The sequence below is a fragment of the Solwaraspora sp. WMMD406 genome (assembly GCF_029626025.1).
Lineage (GTDB): Bacteria > Actinomycetota > Actinomycetes > Mycobacteriales > Micromonosporaceae > Micromonospora_E.
The window spans coordinates 823,344-843,121 of the sequence record NZ_JARUBF010000001.1 but is presented as its reverse complement, the minus strand read 5'-3'; the positions used below and the strand labels follow the sequence as shown (position 1 = coordinate 843,121).

General features: G+C 70.2%; 16 protein-coding genes. 1 reads left to right on the top strand and 15 read right to left on the bottom strand.

All coding sequences use genetic code 11. The features are described from left to right. Positions 1–174 precede the first annotated feature (174 nt). The 3 genes from O7632_RS03730 to O7632_RS03720 form a co-directional block, all read right to left on the bottom strand. Positions 175–1,125, bottom strand: coding sequence for a DUF2993 domain-containing protein (locus O7632_RS03730; protein ID WP_278111451.1), 951 nt, complete (start codon positions 1,123–1,125; stop codon positions 175–177). A gap of 125 nt (positions 1,126–1,250) precedes the next feature. Next, positions 1,251–2,879 (bottom strand): ATP-binding protein, encoded by a 1,629-nt coding sequence (locus O7632_RS03725; protein WP_278111448.1) that lies wholly within the window; start codon positions 2,877–2,879, stop codon positions 1,251–1,253. 7 nt (positions 2,880–2,886) lie between these two features. Further along, positions 2,887–3,645, bottom strand: coding sequence for a response regulator transcription factor (locus O7632_RS03720; protein WP_278111446.1), 759 nt, complete (start codon positions 3,643–3,645; stop codon positions 2,887–2,889). A gap of 244 nt (positions 3,646–3,889) precedes the next feature. Between O7632_RS03720 and O7632_RS03715 the strand changes: the two genes are divergently transcribed. Then, the gene (locus O7632_RS03715; RefSeq protein ID WP_278111445.1) at positions 3,890–5,539 is read left to right on the top strand and encodes a ricin-type beta-trefoil lectin domain protein; all 1,650 of its coding nucleotides are present in this window, start codon (positions 3,890–3,892) and stop codon (positions 5,537–5,539) included. A 32-nt stretch (positions 5,540–5,571) separates the two neighbouring features. Here the strand turns inward: O7632_RS03715 and O7632_RS03710 are convergent, their stop codons facing one another. From O7632_RS03710 to O7632_RS03655, 12 genes are all read right to left on the bottom strand, one after another. Further along, on the bottom strand, positions 5,572–6,372 hold the full coding sequence (locus O7632_RS03710) for a BTAD domain-containing putative transcriptional regulator (RefSeq protein WP_278111443.1): 801 nt from the start codon (positions 6,370–6,372) through the stop codon (positions 5,572–5,574). 242 nt (positions 6,373–6,614) lie between these two features. Further along, positions 6,615–7,850: a hypothetical protein gene (locus O7632_RS03705; RefSeq protein WP_278111441.1), complete on the bottom strand. Its 1,236-nt coding sequence runs from the start codon at positions 7,848–7,850 to the stop codon at positions 6,615–6,617. Next, entirely contained in the window at positions 7,847–9,142 is a 1,296-nt protein-coding gene (locus O7632_RS03700) for an ATP-grasp domain-containing protein (RefSeq protein WP_278111439.1), read from the bottom strand. Before O7632_RS03700 ends, O7632_RS03705 begins: the two co-directional genes overlap by 4 nt. Before the next feature lie 76 nt (positions 9,143–9,218). After that, entirely contained in the window at positions 9,219–10,184 is a 966-nt protein-coding gene (locus O7632_RS03695) for a dihydrodipicolinate synthase family protein (RefSeq protein ID WP_278111437.1), read from the bottom strand. Beyond that, entirely contained in the window at positions 10,181–11,533 is a 1,353-nt protein-coding gene (locus tag O7632_RS03690) for an aspartate aminotransferase family protein (RefSeq protein ID WP_278111435.1), read from the bottom strand. Before O7632_RS03690 ends, O7632_RS03695 begins: the two co-directional genes overlap by 4 nt. Before the next feature lie 48 nt (positions 11,534–11,581). Then, positions 11,582–12,604, bottom strand: a complete 1,023-nt coding sequence (locus O7632_RS03685) for an Inducer of phenazine A (RefSeq protein ID WP_278111433.1) — start codon at positions 12,602–12,604, stop codon at positions 11,582–11,584. A gap of 331 nt (positions 12,605–12,935) precedes the next feature. Next, a complete protein-coding gene (locus O7632_RS03680) occupies positions 12,936–13,640 on the bottom strand; it encodes a hypothetical protein (protein WP_278111431.1) in 705 nt (234 codons plus the stop codon). A gap of 610 nt (positions 13,641–14,250) precedes the next feature. Next, the gene (locus O7632_RS03675) at positions 14,251–15,771 is read right to left on the bottom strand and encodes an aminotransferase class V-fold PLP-dependent enzyme (protein ID WP_278111429.1); all 1,521 of its coding nucleotides are present in this window, start codon (positions 15,769–15,771) and stop codon (positions 14,251–14,253) included. 72 nt (positions 15,772–15,843) lie between these two features. Further along, entirely contained in the window at positions 15,844–16,725 is an 882-nt protein-coding gene (locus O7632_RS03670; protein ID WP_278111428.1) for a DUF3291 domain-containing protein, read from the bottom strand. A gap of 32 nt (positions 16,726–16,757) precedes the next feature. Then, entirely contained in the window at positions 16,758–17,594 is an 837-nt protein-coding gene (locus O7632_RS03665) for a hypothetical protein (RefSeq protein ID WP_278111427.1), read from the bottom strand. Next, positions 17,587–18,681 (bottom strand): class I SAM-dependent methyltransferase, encoded by a 1,095-nt coding sequence (locus O7632_RS03660; RefSeq protein ID WP_278111425.1) that lies wholly within the window; start codon positions 18,679–18,681, stop codon positions 17,587–17,589. Before O7632_RS03660 ends, O7632_RS03665 begins: the two co-directional genes overlap by 8 nt. Then, a complete protein-coding gene (locus O7632_RS03655) occupies positions 18,681–19,766 on the bottom strand; it encodes a class I SAM-dependent methyltransferase (RefSeq protein WP_278111423.1) in 1,086 nt (361 codons plus the stop codon). Before O7632_RS03655 ends, O7632_RS03660 begins: the two co-directional genes overlap by 1 nt. Positions 19,767–19,778: the final 12 nt, after the last annotated feature.

Below are 19,778 nucleotides of genomic sequence, written 5' to 3'. Positions count from 1 at the left end.
TGGTCTCGGGGGCATACTACGGTGGGTCATCGTCGGCGGTGAACGGCCGTCCGACATGGGTGGTGAGCGGTCCGGCGACGATCACCCACCCGACGATCACCCATCATGGTCGACGGACCACCATGCGTCCACCGCCTCCGTCATTGTCGGCCGGCTCGGGTCCCCCGAACGTGGTCACGGCCGATCCCCGCACTCGCCGGTGTCTCGGGCGGTGGTCTGCCGGGGTGTCGGCAGGTCGTCACCGCCGACGCTGATCGACTCTCCGGTGATCTCCAGACACAGCCCGTCGGCGGTCACCGTCAGGTCGTGGTATTCGAGGCCGATCGGCAGGTCTGGCAGTTCGCGCTCGATGCGGCGGTCGCCGATGGCACCGGGCAGCCGGTCGGCGGAACGGCGCATCCCGAGCACCTCGACCTCGACCGGTTCGATCCGCAGCGTGCGACCGTCTAGCGCCGGTACGGCGTACAGCGTGACCGGAATGGTCTGGCCGAACAGGTTGGCGGTCACGTCGACCACCAGTCGGCCGGCGTCGTCGCCACGGATCCGCAGGTCTGCACCGGCCAGTGGACCAGCATCGGACAGCAGGCCACCGTCGGATCCGGTCCCGTCGGATCCGGTCCCGGCCAGCTCGGTGAGCTCCGCGAAGGCGACGGTGGCCGCCACCCGCAGCTGGCCGATCCGGACCACCGGCTGGTCGACGTCGGACGCCGGCGGACCGTCGCCGCCGCCGTCACCGCCGCCGCCGCCGTCACCGCCGAGCAGGTCGCCACCGAGCAGGTCGCCGTCGATCTCGACGTCGCGGATCTCGGCGGTCAGCTCGGTGACCGGCAGGTCGAGCCTACCCAGCTCGTCGGCGGTCACGGTGACCCCGGCGAACCGTCCGGTCGTCGCCTGGTGGAGGAAAGGGAACCCGTGCACCGTGACCTCGGGTGGTTCGGTCAGCCCGGCGAGGCAGGCGACGGTGTCGGCGAGCCGGCCGGCGACCACCCGGGCTGCGATCCGGTCGGCGGTGACCAGGGTCGCGGCGACGAGCCCGACCACCGCCACGGCGACCAGCAGCCAGGCCCGTCTGCCGCGTGGTCGCCGGATACGTCCGCCTTTGCCGCGCCGTCGCCAGGTACGCATGTTGCGATCTCACCCGGTACGGATGGATGCCGGACGGGAAGCCGATGAGAACCCGTTAAGAATCGCCAGCGATGTCCAGGCGGTGGCTGCGGCCGCCGCCTGGACGGACGGCACGGCGGACGAAGTCACCCCGTCCCCCGTTCGCCCGCAGCCGGTGGTGGGGCGGCGGGCACGATGAACCAGATGGTGGTTCCGGCACCCGGCGACGTGTCGACACCGACCTCGCCACCCAACGCGCGGACGGTGCCGGCGACGATCGCCAGCCCGAGTCCGCTGCCCGGCGCGCCGCCGTCGGCGGCGGCGGCCGACCCGCCGGCCCGGTAGAAGCGGTCGAAGATCCGTTCGGCCGCCTCCGGGGCCAGGCCGGGCCCGGTGTCGCAGACCGCGACCCGGACCGGGCCGGCGACGCCGACCGGCCGTACGGACACCTCGGCGCTCGCCTCGACCGGCGTGTGCGCCCGTACGTTGGCCAGCAGGTTCGCCAGCACCTGACGCAGCGCGTCGAGGTCCCCGGCGACCCACAGGTGCGCTGGCGCGTCCAGCGCGATCACCCGCTCTGGTTCGACGGCGAGCGCGTCGGCGATCGCGTCCCGGGCCACCACCGCGATGTCGATCGGCTCGCTGCGCAGCTGCGGTTCGGCGTCCAGCCGGGCCAGGAACAACAGGTCGACCACCATCTTCGACATCCGGGCCGCTTCGTCGTCGAGCCGGCGCAGTACGTCGGGCCGCCGTCGCTCGTCGACCATGCCGGCGCGCAGCAGCTCGGTGTAGCCACGGATCACGGTCAGCGGGGTCCGCAGCTCGTGGGAGGCGTCGGCGACGAAGGACCGCATCCGTTCCTCGGAACGCGCCCGAGCGGCCAGGGCGGCGTGGATCCGGTCCAGCATGCCGTTGACCGCCAGGGTGAGCCGGCCCGCCTCGGTACGGCGTACCCGTCGAGGGTCGTCGGCGAGCGGGACCCGCCGATCCCACTGCCCGCCCGCGATGGCGGCGGCCGTGTGCGCGATGTCGTCGAGCGGGCGCAGCCGGGCCACGATCAGGGTCCGGGCCAGCAGTCCGAGCAGTAGCGCGACCACGAGGGAGACCAGCACTTCGATGCCGAGCAGCCGGGCCACGGTGTCGCGGACCGGGGCCGTCGGCAGCCCGAGCAGCACCACCGTGGGGGCGGCGTCGATGGTCACCACCCGGTACTTTCCGGCTGCGGTGGTCACCGTGGTCAGCGGCGACTGGCCGCCCGGTGGCGGTACGGGTGCGATGTCGAGCAGCGGGGTCGACGGCAGCGGCGTGGTGGAGGCGAACCGGGTCAGCCCGCCGTCCCCGGTGCGGATCTCGACGAGGAACTCGGTGGGTCCGACCACCGCCCGTACCGTCTGGTCCCGCTTGCCGGCCAGCGCGAGCTGCCGGCTCCCGCTGGCGACCAGCGTCGCCGCCGTCGCGAGCTGGTCGTCGGTACGGTCCATCAGCTGCTGCCGCAGCGCGACGGCGCTCGCCGCGCCGGTGATCAGCAGAGCGGCGCAGGTCAGCGAGACGGTCCCGGCGATGAGCGATCGACGCAGTGACCACCGGGGCGCGCGGCGGGGCCGGTCGGTCGCCCCCGGACCGGCGGCCGGCGGGTCGGTCGAGTCGGCGGCCGGCGGGTCGGCTGACTGGTCCGCTGACTGGTCCGCTGACTGGTCCGCTGACTGGTCCGCCGGCGGGTCGGCTGACTGGTCCGCCGGCTGGTCGGCGGGCTGACGGTCGCGGTCGGTGGGCACGGCGGCGTCACGGCCCACTGGTACGCAGGGCGTAGCCGAAACCGCGATGGGTGACGATCAGTGGTTCGCCGAGCGGATCCAGTTTGCGCCGCAGGTAGCCGACGTAGGTGTCGACGACGTTCGACTCACCGCCGAAGTCGTAACTCCACACGGCTTCGAGGATCTGCGTACGGGAGAGCACCCGCCCGGCGTTGAGCATCAGGTAGCGCAGCAGCTTGAACTCGGTCGGCGACAACCGCACCGGGTTGCCGGCCCGCTGCACCAGCAGGGTCTCCTCGTCGAGTTCCAGGTCGGCGTAGCGCAGTACCGGCGAGTCCGCCAGGGCCGATCCGCCGCCGGCGCCAGCGGCACCAGCGGCACCAGCGGCACCAGCGGCCGCCCCGGCAGGGCTGCCGATCCGGCGGAGCACCGCGCGGATCCGGGCCAGCAGCTCCTCCATCGCGAACGGCTTGGTCAAGTAGTCGTCGCCGCCCAGGGTCAGCCCGGACACCAGGTCGCGGCGGGCGTCCCGGGCGGTCAGGAACACGATGCCGAATCGATGACCGGTGGTGCGCAACTGGCGACACAGCTCGAATCCGTCGCCGTCGGGCAGCATCACGTCGAGGATGACCAGGTCGGGCCGGGCCAGCCGGGCGAGCCGCTCTGCCTGCTCGGCGGTCGTGGCGGAGTAGACCGTGAACCCGTGGAAGGTGAGCACGGTGACCAGCATGTCGACGATGTTCGGCTGGTCGTCGACGACCAGGATGCGTCCGGTGGTGCCGCTCATGTCTTCCGATCAGACCACGGAATCATGGGAAAAGGATGAGAACCGGCCATGGCCGGCCGGCGCGGCGTGACTCGCCCGACCGGCGTGGGCATCGACCCGCATGGCGCACGTCACTGCGCGAATGCCGAGGATGGGCCGGCTCGACGTTGACGGCCGGCGGACAGCTGGATTCAATGACCCAGATCCACCTGCCCGCCATCACAGTGACAATCCTCGTCGTCTCGATGCCGAAGGCGGATGACCTGTGTTTGCCCACGTCCAGCGGATCCAGCGCCGGTTCGGTGCGCTACGACGCCGTACCGCCGCCGCGATCTTCGCCGGCATGGCGGTCCTGTGCCTGGTCGTCGCCACGATCGGGTGGGGCATCGCGGCGGCGCGCGACGACGATCTGACCGGGCGTCCGGTCGCCGACGATCAGCTGTCGACCATCATGTACGCCTCCCGTGCCTGCCCGATGCTCACCCCGGCCCGCCTCGCCGGCCAGTTGATGGCGGAGTCCGGGCTGGATCCGTCGGCGACCCGCACCACCTCCGGCGGGCAGGGCATCGCCGGCCTCGACGACAAGGACTGGCGCGACTGGGCACCCTGGCCCGACGCCCGCCGCGACGACGCGGCGGCGAACATCGTCGCGCTGGCCCGCCAGATGTGCCAGCTGAGTGGGAAGCTGCGGGCGGCCGAAGTGCCGGGCGACCCCTGGTGGCTGGCGCTCGCCGCCTTCCACACCGAGCTCGGCGAGGTCGAGCGGAGCAACGGCGTGCCGGACGGCGCGATCACGTACGTCGGCTCGGCCAGTGGCTACGCGGCCTACTACGGCAAACTGCCCCAGTTCGGCGGGGCCGGCGACGGTCAGCCACCGCCCGGCCCGGCCCGGCAGCCGAAGGCCGTGCCAGCGGAGCTCGTCGCGCTGATCGTCCAAGCGGGATCGATCTGCCCCCAGGTCACGCCGGCAGCGGTGGCGGGGCAGCTGATGGCGTCGTCGGGTTTCGACGCCAATCTGCTCGGACCGGGTGACCGGCAGGGCATCGCGCAGTTCCAGTCCGAGGTGTGGCAGAGGTACGGTCCGGCCGAGGCGACCCCGTGGGAGCCGACGGCCGCCGTCCCGGCCCTCGGCGCCGCGATGTGCGGACTGATCGAGGAATCCGGTGCGGCGGCCGGCGAGGATCCGTACCTGCTGGCGCTCGCCGCGTACCACCTCGGCCCTACCGCGCTGCGGGAGGCGGACGGTGCCATCGACGACGAGACGCGGACCTTGTTGACGGCGGTCGGGCGGTTCACCGAGTTCTACGGTGCCGATGCCCGGCTGGCGGTCGAGCCCACCGGTTCGCCGACCCCGTCGGTGTCGCCCACCCCGTCCGGGTCGCCGACTCCGGGGGCGACGCCGTCGCCGGCCGTACCGTCGTCGCCGCCCGCCGCCGCGCCGGTGAATCCGCCCGCGAACCCGCCAGCCGATCCGCCCGCGAACCCGCCGGCTGCCACCACCTCGGCGCCGAAGCCCACCCCGCCACCGGCACCGGTCCGGCCCGCCAACGCGCGCCAGCTGGTCGGCAAGGAGACCGGGCTCTGTGTCAGCGCCGGTACGACCGGCGACGGTGCCCGGCTCACCCTGCAACGGTGTACGGAGGACAAGACCCAGTGGTGGGAGGTACGCGGCGACGGCACCATCCGGGCCAACGGTCTCTGCATGGACGTCGCCTGGGGCGCCAGTGCGGACGGCACCCCCGTGCAGGTCGCCTACTGTAGCGGCAACCCGGCTCAGGGATGGCGACTGAACAACGGCATGATCGTCAGTACGTCGACGAACAAGTGCCTGGACGTGGACGGTCACGGGGTCGGCGCGCCGCTGAACATCTGGTACTGCGTGGCCAACCCCAAGCAGACTTGGTCGCTGCGGTAGTCGGCGCTACGGGCGCGGGGGGGTAGTCGGCGCTACGGGCGGCGGGATCGATGTGCCGGCTCCGTCAGGACACCAGCTCGACACAGCAGTTGATGCTGCGTACGGCGAAGGTCGTCGCCGGGTTCGAAGCCCAGGACGTCGACGAAACGTCGGTGGGTCTCGGCGTAGATCTCCAGAGCGCGGGCGGTGTGGCCGGACAGGTGCAGGCACACCATTGCCTTTTGTATCATCAATTCGTCGAACGGCTCGTCGGTCAGATAGGCATCGAGACATCGGACGACGCGTCCGTATTCGCCGATTTCGACACCAAGATCAGCAAAGTGCACGAGCGCATCTCTGCGCTCGTACTGTAGTCCGCGTCGAGTGATGGAGAACCATTCTCCGCCGATGTCGGACAGCGCCCTCACCTGCCAGCCGTCGAGCGCGGAGGACATCAGTCGGAACGCCAATTGGGAACCATCCGCGAGGGCGGCGTCTTGGACGACACGTCGAAAACGGAACAGGTCGACGATCTCCGGGGAACATTCCATCGAGTAGCCGTTACGGCGGTGCACCAGCTGCGCTTCACCGCCGTCGCAGGCCACGCGGAGGGCTCGCCGGAGTCGGGTGACGTACGTCGCCAGCACGTTCCGCGCCCGTCGCGGTGGACACTCGCCCCAGATCCGTGCGATGAGTTGGTCGGTGGAGACCACGGAGTTCGCGGCCAAGGCGAGAATCGCCAGCACGGCTCGCTGCTTGGAGGGTCCCACATCTACCCGAACGCCGTCCATCGTGACGTGGACAGGGCCCAGAAGCGTGATACGCATCGCGATCCCCGCATACTCGACAATCACCGGCCAACTGACAACTGACAATTTCAACCCGACACTTCAACCCGACACTTCGACCCGACGCGTTCATCGAACCATGAACATCGATACTACACAGGACGGCGAGACAGGGCCACCAAGTCGCCACGCACCCATTTCGCAGCCGACCATTTTTGACTGGTTGACGGGCATATTCGGCAAACGATCACTTCAATTGGCTTATGATCGGATCTTGATCGTCGAGACAGCTCCGGGTGCCAGCATCGTCAGGTGGCGGTCGGCACGGTCGGCACCTCCGACCGCCGCCCCACCTCCGTCTCGGCGGGCCGCCGCGCACACCACACCGACAGCAGCAGGCACGCCGCGCCGAAGACGACCGCCGTGACGCCGATCCCCGCCACCTCGGCGAGCAGACCACCGGCGGTGATCAGAACGGCCAACGCCACGTTGACCATAATGAACTGCACCGAGACGATCGACGAGATCGCCTCGACACTCGACCGCTGCGCGACGACCGCCTGGTAACTCATGAAGCAGATCTCGAAGAACACGATGTAGACGCCGTAGACGACGAGTCCTGGTCCGAGCCCTTGAGGCAGCGTCGCGGCACACATCGTGACAACGCTGACGACGGTGGCCGCCAGCAGCGGCCCGGTCCGAGCGAAGAGTTTCGGCCGGGCGGAGAAGGCGAACGCCCCCAGCACGGTCGCCCCGGCGGCGACCGCCTGCAACAGCCCGACGCCGGCGTCACCGGCACCCCACGCGCTGCCGGGCAGATCCACCCTCGCCACGTTGTGGAAGCCCTGCAGCAGCCCGCTGACCGCCACCAGGCCGACCAGTCCACGCACCAGCAGACCGTCGGCCGCCATCGCGACCACCGCCATCCGGATCGAGCCACGCCGGTCGTCGGCGCCCCGCCGCGCACCCCCCGACCCGGCCGGCACCGGAAGCAGCACCGCGCAGGTCAACGCCGTCAGGTACAGCACGAGCAACGCCACCGCGAGGGCAGCCAACGGCCGGGACACGAATAACGCGAACACCACACCGCCGAACGCCGCGCCGACGAACTGCCCGGTCGACGTGACCGCCACGTGCCGGCTCAGCAGGTCCGGTGCCGAGCACTCCTTGAGCAGCACCAGCCGGGTCACCTTGACGACCAGTTCGAGGCCGCCCAGGACGAGCGCGATCACGAACGGCACGATCGACATCCGTACGCCCGGAAGGGCGACGAGCACCAGCAGTTCCAGCAGCACCGCCACCGCGATCACCGACCGCGACGACCACCGCGCGTTGATCCGCGGTACGAAGGCACCCAGCACGATCGGCAGCACCCACTGTGCCGAGAACACCAGACTGCTCAGAAAAACCGAACCGGTCTGCCGCAGGACGACGTGCGCGCAGTACAGGTAGACGGCCACGTTCGCCGACACCGAACTGGCGTTCACCGTCCAGACGAGCGCCGGCAGCAGGGTGGTACGGGTGTCGCCACGCCACGGCTTCATGCAGAGGTCGGGTACTTCGCCAGTTCGAGTCCCACCGCGTCCTCCAAATCCGAAAGCAACTCCAGGCCACGAGCACGCGCCTCGTCGGTGGAAGTGGCCGCGAGGCAGAAGTATCCCAGCACGGTGTAGTTACCCGCCAGCCGCGCGATCCGCTGCCCGGCGCGCAGCCGCAGCGACGATCTCAACGGCTCGTACGCCTTGGTGATCTGCTCGACGCGCTCCACCGCGCCCAGCGGGACGACACCCCCGGCGACGCTGCCGACCGCCACCACGATCCCCGCCGTCCGGTACGGCGGTGCCGGCACCTCGTGTGCTTCGCCCAACTGCTCCCGAATCAACAGTTCGAACGGATCCGCGCCGGTGACGTGCGCGAAGACCACCGGCGACATCCCGCCCATCATCCGCGCGTTGATCTCGACGAGTACCGGACCGGCGGCGGTCATGATGAATTCGACGTGATACATGCCGACCGTCAGACCCAGGGAACTGAACATCGTCCGCAGATAGTCGTCGACGTCGGCGGCCTGCGCGTCGGACAGGCCCCCGGGCATGACGGCCGCGACCTCGAAGAGCTGGTTGTGCGCGGCCCGTTCCCGCCGGGTCAGCATCATGACGCGGATGTCGCCGCCGTTGCCCAGGATCTCGGCCGAGTACAGCACCCCGTCGAGATAGCTCTCCATCACCAGTCGCGGGCCGATGAACGCCTCCAACGCGCTGTCCCGCGCCTGGCGTTCCCGCCGCAGCCCGTCAAAGTAGGTCCGCAGCTGCGCCTCCGAGTGCACGATCGCGGCCGATTCCTTCGCCGTGGCACGACTCGGCTTGACCACCAGCGGATATCCGATCCCGTCCGCCGCCAGCAGCGCCTGGGTCAGGTCGGTCACCGCCGCGTGTCGGGCCGAGCGGATCCCGGCGGCACGCAGCGCGTCCCGACATTCGTCCTTGCGGACCGCCCGGCGCAGCCGGTCGGGGGCGGTGCCGCGGACCCCGATCGCCTCGGCCGCCCGCGCGGTCGGCAGTACGGCGAGCTCGGAAGTGGTGAGTACGGCGTCCACCGGCGTGGCCGCGTGAATCCGGACGACCTCGTCGACGAGGTCGTCGTCGAGGGTGTCGACGGTGACAGTACGGTCGGCGTGCGCCAGCGCCGCCGCGACGTGCTCGGCCGGGGTCGAGGTCAGCCGTAGGGTGGACAGGTCCCGGGCCTGCACGAACGTGACGTCGTGGCCGAGGTCCTTGGCGGTTTCCAGCGCCGCGAGGCCGGTCGGTCCGCTGTCCACGAAGACGATGTGCGCCACGTGCCCTCCAGAGTAGATAGCCGGGTCGCCGGGTCGCCGGGCCGACGATCGTAGATCGGACCGCCGGGCGACGCCCCTAGATCGACAGTGTCGCCGTCGGAGTGGTCAGACCCAGCTCCCGGCACGAGTCCACATACTGCCGTAGAACGGCCAACCCCGCAGCGACCTCCGTACCGTCCATAGGGGTCAACGGTGCCCGCAGGTGTCCCGCCGGCAGCCCCACCGCCCGCATCATCGACTTGATCGCGATCGGGCTGCGCCGGCTGTACAGGAACTTGATCACCGGCAGGGTACGGAAGTACAGCGCCCGGAAGGAGTCGAGGTCCCTGGCGTGCGTCGCCGGCTCCCACGGCTGGGCGAGGATGGCGAGTTCGCGGGGCAGCAGGTTGCCGCTCGCGTTGGCGATGCCCCGGGCGCCCAGCGCCAGCGAGGTGACCATGATGTCCTGGTCTGGGCTGTCGTCGGCAAGGAAGCACACCTGGGTGCGCTCGGCCAGCAGCTCGCCGATCTGGCCGGTCCGGGGAGATCCCTCCTTGTGCAGGACGATCCGGGGATGGGCCAGGATCGTCCGCATGGTGGCGGTGTCCAGGTCCGTCAACAGCCGGGCCGGATTGTTGAACGTCCCGATCGGAATGGTGCTGGCGTCGGCGACGTCGAGGAAGTAGCGGGCCGCCTGGGTCTGATCCGGGCCCATGTTGGCCGGTACGGTCAGGATGGCCCCGTCGGCCCCGTACTCGGCGGCGGTCGCCACCCGGCGGATCGCATCCGCCGTGGAGTGGCCGGTGCAGCCGATGAAGTGCGGCAGGCGACGGTCCGCGCTCAACACGGTCCGGACGAAGTCCGTGAACTCGGCGTCGTCCAAGGTCGATCCTTCGCCGGCCACACCGAGAAAGAACAGCCCGGCGGTGCCTTGGTGCTCGTGTCGGGCCACGAGGTCCGACAACGCGCCGTAGTCGATGCTGCCGTCCTGGTTGAACGGGGTAATCAGGGCCACCAGCGAGCCGGTGAAGGTGAGCATCCGTTCGACAGGGTCAACGCTCATGTCTTGGACAACTCCTCGACGCAGTCGTGGGCCACCGCGACGAACCTGTCGACCATCTCGGCGATGTCCGACTCGGTGGCGATGAAGGGCGGGGCGAACAGCACATGATTGCCCACCACCCCGTCAATCGTCCCGGCCGCCGGGTAGATGAGCAGTCCACGGCGCAGCGCCTGCTGTTTCAGGACGGCGGCGAACCGGTCGCCCTCCGGCAGCGGTGCCTTGGTCCGGCGGTCGGCCACGAACTCGACGCCGACGAACAGACCCCGACCACGTACGTCGCCGACCCAGTCCACGTCGGCGAAGGCCTCGGTGAGCTGGCGGCGTAGTTGCCGGCCCCGGGTGAAGACGTTGGTGAGCAGGTCGTCGTCGATGATCGTCCGCTGCACCTCAAGTGCGATCGCGCAGGCGAACGGGTGGTTGACGTGCGTCTGGCCGTTGCGCAGCACGCCGGAGCCGGCGGCCAGTGCCGCGTGGACGTCGGCGGTGACGGCGATCGCGGAGATCGGCTGGTATCCGGCGGCCAACCCCTTGCCGACCACGACGATGTCCGGCGCGACGTCGTCGGCCAGATAGGCGTAGGGCAGGCCCGTACGTCCCATGCCGGCCATCACCTCGTCCAGGATCAGCAGCACCCCGTACGTGCGGCACACCTGCGCGATCCGGCGGAAGTAGCCGGCGACGGGGGCGACCGCGCCGGCGGTCGACCCGACGACGGTTTCGGCGATGAACGCGGCGACGGTGTCCGGGCCGAGCCGGACGATCCGCTCCTCCAGTTCGGCGGCAAGGCGCTCCGCGTACTGCTCCGGTGATTCGCCCGGACGCTGATCTCGGTAGGCGTAGCACGGGGACACGAACTCGGTGGGTCGTAGCATCGGCTCGAAGATCGACCGACGCTGGACGTTCCCGGAGACCGCCAGGGTGGCCAGGGTGCTGCCGTGGTAGTTCTGCCGCCGGGCGATGACGGTCGTCCGCCGAGGTTCGCCCCGCTCCCAGTGGTACTGGTACGCGATCTTCAGGGCGAGTTCCACCGCCTCGGAACCGCCGGAGAGGAACTGGACCTTGTCGAGGCCGGGTGCCGCCGCCGTGAGCAGATCCGCCAGCTCCTCGGCGGCATCGGTGGTGAAGCTGCCGGCGTGCGCCCAGGCGAGGCGGTCCGCCTCTCGTCGCATCGCCGCGACGATCCGGGGATGCCGATGTCCGAGGCTGGAGACCGCCACCCCGCCGCAGGTGTCCAGGTAGCGGTTGCCGTCCTCGTCGGTCAGCCAGACCCCGGCACCGTCCACGACCCGGATCGGCGTGCCGTTGACCGCCTTGTAGATGACATGGGACGACGACGTCGACTTCAGCATGGAATTCTCCGATGGACGGATGTCAGACGGATGGCGGACGGGCGGAGGTCAGATGGATTCGAGCAGCGTCCGGGCGACGAAATCGTGACCGTCGTCGGTGAAGTGGATGCGATCCACGAACACCCACTGGTCGGGTGCCAGCACGTCGGACAGGATCGGACTCAGGTTGACGAGATTGACGCCCAGTTCCTTCGTACGGTCGGCGAGGAGGGTGGCGTACTCCTGGCAGACAGCGGGGGTGAGAATGTCGCCGTACGCCTGGCTGAAGCCACCCGTCGCATCCAGCTCGGCGAAGAGTCGCTCCTCCTCAGGGGTGCCCCGGGCCCGTACCCAGCCGGAGAGTGGCTGCAACACGTAGGTCAGCTTGGCACCCCAGTCCTCGGCGAGAATCCGCCACCCGTCGAGGTGGCGCGTGGTCAACTCGACGGCGCGCGACAGCTGTTCCGGCAGGTCGGGGACCCGCCGGTCGGCTGGCCGGTCCCGCCTCGGTGACCTGCCGCCCAACCCGCGCAACGCTCGGCCGACGGAGAACCTCGGGGACCGGCGATCCGCCTCGTCCAGCGCCGCACGGTACCGGTGGTACATGAAGAACGCCCCGTGCTCCTCGACTGCGCTTTCCGGCATGCGCGCCAGTCCCAGGTTGTTGAATCCCGAGAACAGGACGATCTCCGCGACCCGGGGCAGCAGATGCCGGTAGAGGGTCACCAGCAGCAACTCCTGGGTCGAATTGAAGCTACGCCCACCGAAGTTGACCCACGGCTGGTCGCGCTGGTCGTGAACGGACATCCGCGAGGCGAGGGTCCACGCGTCCGAACTGGCGCCGATGCCGAACACCGTCGAACTGCCCGCGATGAGCCGGACGGATTCGAGGTCCGCGCAGTCGGCGACCGAGTACGAGTGGTTCCCTCGCCGGGAGAACCGGAAGCCGGCCGCGTCCGTGTTCACCACCGGTGACCGGTGGTTCGGCGGATGGAAGTAGATCAGATGCGGCAACCACCGAACGGCACCGTCGTCCGCGAACTTCTCGTCGTACGCGAGCATCTGCGGGGTCAGCTCGGATCGCGCGCTCACGATCGGTCTCCTCCGTGACACAGGTACGCGGGCAGGCCGCAGGTCGGTCGCCGTCACGACGCGGCAGCCCCCCGTCGCCACGACGCGGGCCACGACGCCACGTCGCGGCGACCCTCGTGACCACGGCGGTGCCGGGCACCGCCAGGGCGACCCCGCCCAGACGTCCACCACCCTCGCTCGGTGCGAGAGCGTCCTCAGTCAACCCGACGACGGTTGAGCAACTGTTGAGCAGGAATTGAATATGGCCAACGCGACACCACCGCCAACAACACCGACACGGCGGGCTCGGCACACAGCCGAGCCCGCCGTTTCACCGGATCCGTTCGAAGGGTCAGTTTCCTTCTGGTGCGCCGTCGGCGGTCAAGGCTCCCTGCCCCGGCACTGCTGGCAGGAAGATGTGGATGTGGCCGTTGCCGGCCTCGATGTTCAGCACGTCGAGTTGAGTCGCCGCCGTCGACCAGGTGGCGACCGCGATGTCCCGCTGCCGGCCGGCGAGTTCGAGCAGCGGCCCACGGGAGTCCGCCGGTTGGACCAGCGCCGCAGCGTACAGGTCGACCGCGGCGTCGAGCGTACGCACCGCTGCGGCCAGACCGGAACGGGCGATGTTGACCCCGGTGCCACCGGACGGCGGGTTGGCGAAGTCTTCGACCAACTGGTCGGTGACCGCCTGCCACCCTTCGACCTCGGGCGCGGTGGCCGCCGGACCGGGCGGCTGGCTGACCGGCACCGCCGTCGCCAGCCCGTCCAGCACGGGCACGAGGCTTTCCTGGGTACGCCGGGCCATCTCGGTCAGCTCCACGACCTGCGCCGCGTCTCGTTCGGCTTCCTGTGCCTGCAACACCGCGACGGGGTCGTCGGTCGACGGCGTGTCGCCGGCCGTCACGGCACCGATCGGCCCGGCGAGGAGGGCCCCGAGCGCGAACGCGATGGCCAGCGGAGCCAGTCGCCGTAGCGTCGCGGACGTGCCCTGTGCCGCTGGGGTGACCTGCCGGGTCTTACGCGCGGCCGACGGCCGGGTTCGAGTCCTGTTGTTCATCGCGAGGAACCTTGCAGGAGATCCGAGGCAACCCGTGAGGCCGGCACACGGGCAGACCGGGCCAGCGGCAAGAGTTGGCGCTGGTCGGTCTCCACCGTACGGCTGGGGAACGTCCCCTGTCGGGTGCCGGCGGACGACCGGCCCACGCTGACCGAGGATTCACGAATTCGGCGATCTGCGGACACGAAGGAACTCCTCCGTTGGTGTCGACCGGCGGGATCCCGCATCGGCTCGCCGAAGACCGATACGCGCCGGGGTGGGTCTGGTGCCGGCCCGCCGAGGCCGGCACCGAGATGAGAACGCAGTCTAACGGACGCCGGCCCGCGTCGGGTCGGTGGCGAACGTCGCCGCTGCTCGGAATGCCCGGATCCAGGTATTCGTCGAGATTGTCGGTGGGGTGGGGCTGCCACGGCGACACCAGCCAGCAGTGGCGGTTCACCCCGGCACAGACCGTAGGGACACCGTGCCGGACCGGCGGTGATCGGACTCGGGCGGGATCAAACCTTGGGCACGGGTCCGGTCCGCCCGGCGTGCCGATCAGGGGTCGAGAGGGTGGCGTCGACCGCACCAAGGCCGTCGTGGTCGGGAAGCCGCAACCCACGTGCGCGCGTCACCGTCGGCTCAGCTCGTCCCCGACTGCCAACACCTCGCTCACCAACGCCTCGGCGTCGGCGATCTCGGTGTTCGGGCCGACGAACGCCGGCCGGATCACGAACTTGTCGTCGACCACGGCGCTGGACGGCACACAGCGGCCACGCGCCCGAACGCCCTTGAGGACGGCTTCGTTGAGCGTGTCCAGAGCGGGTGACACGTCGCGGCCGACCCCCGACGGGACGTACCGGAAGCAGCAGATCGACAACTCCGGCTCGGCCACCAGTTCCAGCCGGTCGTCGGCGCGGACGAGTTCCGCCACACGGCGGGCGCAGTCGAGATGTCGGCCCACCCGGGCCCGCATCCCCTCCACGCCGATCTCCTTGAGCGCCGCCCACACCGTGAGGCCCCGGGCCCGCGCCGAGAAGTCCACCGAGCTGTACGGCGACCCCTCACCGAATTCGTCGAAGGGCGATCCCACGTCGGCGAGACTGGCCGGGTCGAAGTGGTGGAAGTCGGGCCGGCCGATCACCAGGGAGCGCTGCTGCAGCGCGCCGTCCCGGACGATCGCCGCCCCGCAGCCCAGCGGTACGGCCATCCACTTGTGCGGATCCACGGCCAGCGAGTCGATCTTCGACATGTCGCCGTACCGTGGCCGTACCCGTTCGTCGAGGACACCGAATCCCCCGTAGGCGCCGTCGACGTGCAGCCACACCCCACGATCGTGCGCGATCGTGCGCATGGCGTCGATCGGATCGATGGTGCCGGTACGCACGTCGCCCGAGGTGGCGATCACGGCCACCGGGGTGCAGCCGGCGGCGATGTCCGCGTCCAGCATCGCGCTGAGCGCGGCGCAGTCCGCCCGGCGGTCGCGGTCCATCGGAATGGTCCGCATGGCCGCCGCGCCCAGGCCCAGGACCGACAACGCTCGTACCCCGACGTCGTGCAGGCTGGCGGTGGCGTACACCCGCGGCCGCGGGATGCCGGCCGCGCCCTGTTCGGCCGGATCCACGCCGATCCGCTCGCCCGCGTGCTGACGTGCCGCGGCCAGACACACGAGGTTGGCCACCGCGCCGCCGCTGGTGAAGGTGCCACCGCACGTCGCGCCCATGCCGAGCATTTCGCCGACCCAGCTGAACGCCAGTACCTCCAGGAAGTTGCCGGGGGAGGCATACCAGCGCTGCGCCGCCACCAGGCTGCCGACGAAGCCGGCCACGGCGGGCACGACGGACGGCATGGTGGTGATCCAGCCGGAGAACCCGGGCGCGCCGATGCGCAGGCCGTTCGGGATGACCACCTCGTTGAGCGCGTCCAGCACCGCCTGCGGGCCCTGGCCCTGCTGCGGCAGCGGCTCGTTGAGCGCGGTACGCCAGAGCGACCGGCGACCGGCGGGGTCGGCTCCGTCGGGAAAGCGCAGGAAAGCTTCCAACGGCTCCAACACCTGCTCCACGGCGGCGGTCAGCCCGGTCGTCATCGCCGCTTCGGTGCTGGGCCGCAGGTAGCCGGTCGACGACTCGTTCTCTTCCACGGTGCCGGTCACAGTCCCTCGCTCGCTGTCAGCCTGGTCGGATGTCAGAAATCAGATGTCGGATGTCGGGCTTCGACTCGAAGGTCACGGGTAGGACGGCAGCGGGCCGACGAAGCCCGTGACGCGGTGGATCCTGCCGTCCCTGCTGAATTCGACGAGATCGGTACGGTCCACGGTCGGTGGCCCGCCGGGGCGGTCCAGCCGCCACCCGAATCTGCACAGTAGATGATGAACGTCGACCTCGCTGGTCCGGACCACCCGCCGGTCCTGGCCGTGATCCCCCGCCCGGTGCAGCAATTCGTCGATGTACGCGACCAGATCGGCGCGGCCCCGCAGCTGGTGGTCCGGATCGACATAGCTGCAGCTGTCGGTCGTGGCCTGGGCGAGCATCCGCGTCCGCCGGTCCGGCACGGGTTCGTTCCAGGCGGCGAGGTAGGCGTCGACGCAGCGCCGCGCCTGGTCGGCACCGATGTACGGGGCACCAAGCGGTGGTACGTCCGCGTCCGGCCGATACGCCATCGCGTCCTCGGGGCGGTACTTGTCGCGAAACGTGAACGCCAGCGGCGTCGGTCCCCTGCTGCGCAGATACTGCAGTCGATCGATCGCCTCGTCGAGCGTCGGCGTGTGACCGGCCGGAATCCACCACATCACCACGTTGGGCTCCAGCGGCGGACGGAACCAGTCCCGGCGGCGCTTGAGGGCGGCACCGTGCCCGTGGCGGTACACCCAGGCGGCCATCGCCTCGCGGCTTTCCCACACCGTGAAGTTGATGATCCCGTCCTCGCCGAGCGGACGCAGCGCCGTCGCGTCGTCGTCGCCCTCGGCCTTGAGCCGCCAGACGAAGCCGGGCGTCCGATCGGCGATGTCGTGCAGCGGATCGATCGCCTCGGTGAATTCGGCCAACGCCGGATGGTCCAGGGGCTCACGGAGCCACGCGACGTTGAACTGGGCGTAGTGGTAGTCCATGTCGATCCTCCGGTCGGGGCCGTCCGCGCGGCTCAACGCAGGGTCGGCAACGCCGCCAGCAGGTGGCCGAGTAGGCGGTAGGCATCCTGCTGGTCGGCGAGCGTTCGCAGGGCGGGGACGACCTCAGCGGGTCGTACCGCGCCGGAGCCCCCGGCGAGATAGTCGCTGACCAGCTGGTGCGCGCCAGCCAGCCGCCGGGGCACCGGCAGGGCCAGCTGCCGGTCGGTGTCTGTCGTGAGACCGAGCAGGGCGGTCACCGTACCGGCCTCGCCGAGGTCCTCCTCACCGAGCCGGACCGTCCGGCCCGGGAACGTCGTCCGGAACACCTCCGCCACCCTGGGCGACGAGGTGCCGAGATGGACACCGAGCAGGCGTGGACCCCAGGTGCTGCGACACAGGTCGAGCCGGTGCCGCAGCACGAGCCGGTACACCGACCTGCCCCGGAATTCGGGGCGGACGTAGGCCCGTCCCAGCACGGGAATGCCGTCTTCGGGCGAGTCCCGGGCCACTCGCGGGCTCAGCGTGGCGACGGCCACCGGTTCGTCGCGTCCGTCGCGCGACAGGTAGTAGGTGAACACCGTGGTGGGCCGGCCCTGGGTGATCTGGCGTTCGAACACCCGGAACGAGTCCGACCTCGCAGCGGCGGCGAGCGCCGGTTGCCACACGTGCCCGCACCTCTCCTCGCGCAACTGCCACAGCAGCGGTTCGAGCAGCGGGCGCCGCCACTGACTGGTGACCCGCAACCCGCCGGCAACCGAAGATGCCGCGTCCGGAGCCGACGGTGGTGCCGCGTCCGGATCCGACGGTGGTGCCGCGTCCCGGCTCAGTGGCCGCGCCGACGGCTCGACGAAGGCCGCCTGGTCAGACATCCCGGATTCCCCGGCCGGACCTCGCTCCGAGGTAGGCGGTGAAACCGAAGCCGTTGGTCTGTTCCACCGTGACGTCGTCGCAGCCACCCTGGTGGAGCAGTTGCTGCCATTGCGAGCCGTACAGGATCCGGGCGTTCTTGATCAGATGGTGGATCAGGACGTTCGACTGTGCGTACAGCCAGCGCGTCGACGAGGTGGTCTCCCGCAGCTCGGGCTCCATGCGGGGCTGCTCCAGGATCAGGACACCGGCGGTGTTGGGTGCCGCGGTCAGCTCCCGCAACCCGCGCTCGACCACGTCCTCGCCGTGCGCGAGGAACTCGTGGAAGTGGCAGGAGAAATAGAGGACACGCCGCTCCTCGGCGAGCGCCGCCGCCCATCCCGCCGGTTCGAAGGCGTCACCGTGGTACCAGGCGATCGAGTTCACGCCGCGCTCGGCGGCCAGTCGACCGGCGTGTTCCAGGCTCTGCGGGTTGATGTCCACACCCACGTAGCGGCGGGTGTCGCCGCCGGGCGCGCCGGCCAGTTGCGCCAGGATGCCGCTGGTCGGGCCGAGTTCCACGACCGCCGTGGCGGCCAACCGGTCGGCGGCCCGGTGCACCGCGTCGGCCAGGGGTGCCGCGAGCTTGAACAGCCCGTCGGCCGCGTACTCGCCGGCGCGGTGCAGGTCCACGCCGTACACCTTGGACTTGCGCAGCATGTCACCCAGGCCGACCCACACCGGCCCCCAGGCCCCGACCCGGACGTCGAACATGTTGTAGCTGGTGCGGTCACCGTTGACCTTGCTGTACCGGTCGGTCACCGCCTGCCCGAACGGGGTGAGGGTGAAGACGCCGTCGGAGTCGACGTGGATGATCTCCCCGACGCTCGCCGCGTAGTCGAGCAGGCTGCCCAGCACCCGCTCGTCCAGGTCCAGCGCCTCGGCGAGTTCCCCGGCGGTGCCGCCGGCGCGCAGCCGCTGGAACACTCCGCACTGGTTGAGGTGGAAGTAGATCTGCGCTTCGACGTAGTGCGTGGCGAGTTGGTGGAACCATGCCTGCGGATCGGCGCTGCCCCGCTGACCACCCGGCTGCTCGGCGTCGGCGGACATCACATGTCCACGACGTAGATGAGCGATCCACCGGTGGGCGTGCCCGGCTCGACCACGGCGCAGCCGGCCTCGTCGAAGATGCCGTGCCAGTCGGCCCGGGTACGGGGCAGCCCTTGACCGGACAGCTGGTGGATCAGCCGGTAGTCGAGCCGGCCGAGATGGGGCGGAGGTGGGCTCAGCGCGGCGAAGTCGTCGGGTTCACAGGACTCCACTTCCAGCACCAGCAACTGCCGGCCCGGCAGCTGCGCCCGCAGCGACCGCACCACGTCGACGATGGCGCGACGTCCGTCGCGGCCGAGTTCGTGCAGCATGTACATCGAGCTGACCACGTCCACCTGGTCGAGCGCGCCGGGCGGCACGGCCAGCGGCTCGGGCCCGACCCGTGCCTCGTGGAACTCCAGCCGGTCGGCCACTCCCCAGCGTGCCGCGCTGTCGCGCGCCTGGGCCAGCGCGGCCGCCGACATGTCCACGCCGACGCCGCGTGCGTCGGGATCCTGCAGCACCCACTGCAGCAGGAAGTCGCCCGTACCGCAGCCGAGGTCGAGGCAGATCCGTCCGCCCCGGCCGCGCATCACCGCGAACACCTCGGGGAGGGTGAAGGCGCACGTCGAGTACGCCGTACCGGCGGCGGCGTGCCGGGTGGATCTCGCGAGTGCGGGGTCGTTGAGGGGCAGCCGGGTCGTGAGGACCTCGCCGAGAGACTTCAGGACGGTCTGGTAGCCACCGAGGTACACGTTCAGGACGCCACGCGTGTAGACGTTGAACAGCCGTTCGCCCTTGGCGGTGACACCGAACACGTCGTCGCCGCGGCGTACGAGCGCACCGCAGCCGAGCAGGTATTCGACCAGCGCGGTGAAGGTGAAAGCGTCCAGGTCGAGCGAATCGATCGCCTTGTCCATGGAGAATTCGTCCCGGCCCGCCACGTATTCGTAGAAGCCGGCGTCGGACAGGCCGAGCAACACGTGGGCAAGAATTGTCTGCGACATCATCTGCCGGGCTTCCACCACAGGATTCGGCCCGTCTTCGAGCTGTTGCATGACGCGTCGACCTTCGTGCCGGAGGTCGTAGCCGATATCGGTCGTCACGGCGTTCTCCTT

Excerpts from the sequence above, each read along its gene's own strand:
- O7632_RS03660 (WP_278111425.1), bottom strand. The coding sequence starts at position 18,681 with ATGTCCGCCGACGCCGAGCAGCCGGGTGGTCAGCGGGGCAGCGCCGAT.
- O7632_RS03665 (WP_278111427.1), bottom strand. The coding sequence starts at position 17,594 with ATGTCTGACCAGGCGGCCTTCGTCGAGCCGTCGGCGCGGCCACTGAGC.
- O7632_RS03730 (WP_278111451.1), bottom strand. The coding sequence starts at position 1,125 with ATGCGTACCTGGCGACGGCGCGGCAAAGGCGGACGTATCCGGCGACCA.
- O7632_RS03695 (WP_278111437.1), bottom strand. The coding sequence starts at position 10,184 with ATGAGCGTTGACCCTGTCGAACGGATGCTCACCTTCACCGGCTCGCTG.
- O7632_RS03690 (WP_278111435.1), bottom strand. The coding sequence starts at position 11,533 with ATGCTGAAGTCGACGTCGTCGTCCCATGTCATCTACAAGGCGGTCAAC.
- O7632_RS03705 (WP_278111441.1), bottom strand. The coding sequence starts at position 7,850 with ATGAAGCCGTGGCGTGGCGACACCCGTACCACCCTGCTGCCGGCGCTC.
- O7632_RS03670 (WP_278111428.1), bottom strand. The coding sequence starts at position 16,725 with ATGGACTACCACTACGCCCAGTTCAACGTCGCGTGGCTCCGTGAGCCC.
- O7632_RS03720 (WP_278111446.1), bottom strand. The coding sequence starts at position 3,645 with ATGAGCGGCACCACCGGACGCATCCTGGTCGTCGACGACCAGCCGAAC.
- O7632_RS03680 (WP_278111431.1), bottom strand. The coding sequence starts at position 13,640 with ATGAACAACAGGACTCGAACCCGGCCGTCGGCCGCGCGTAAGACCCGG.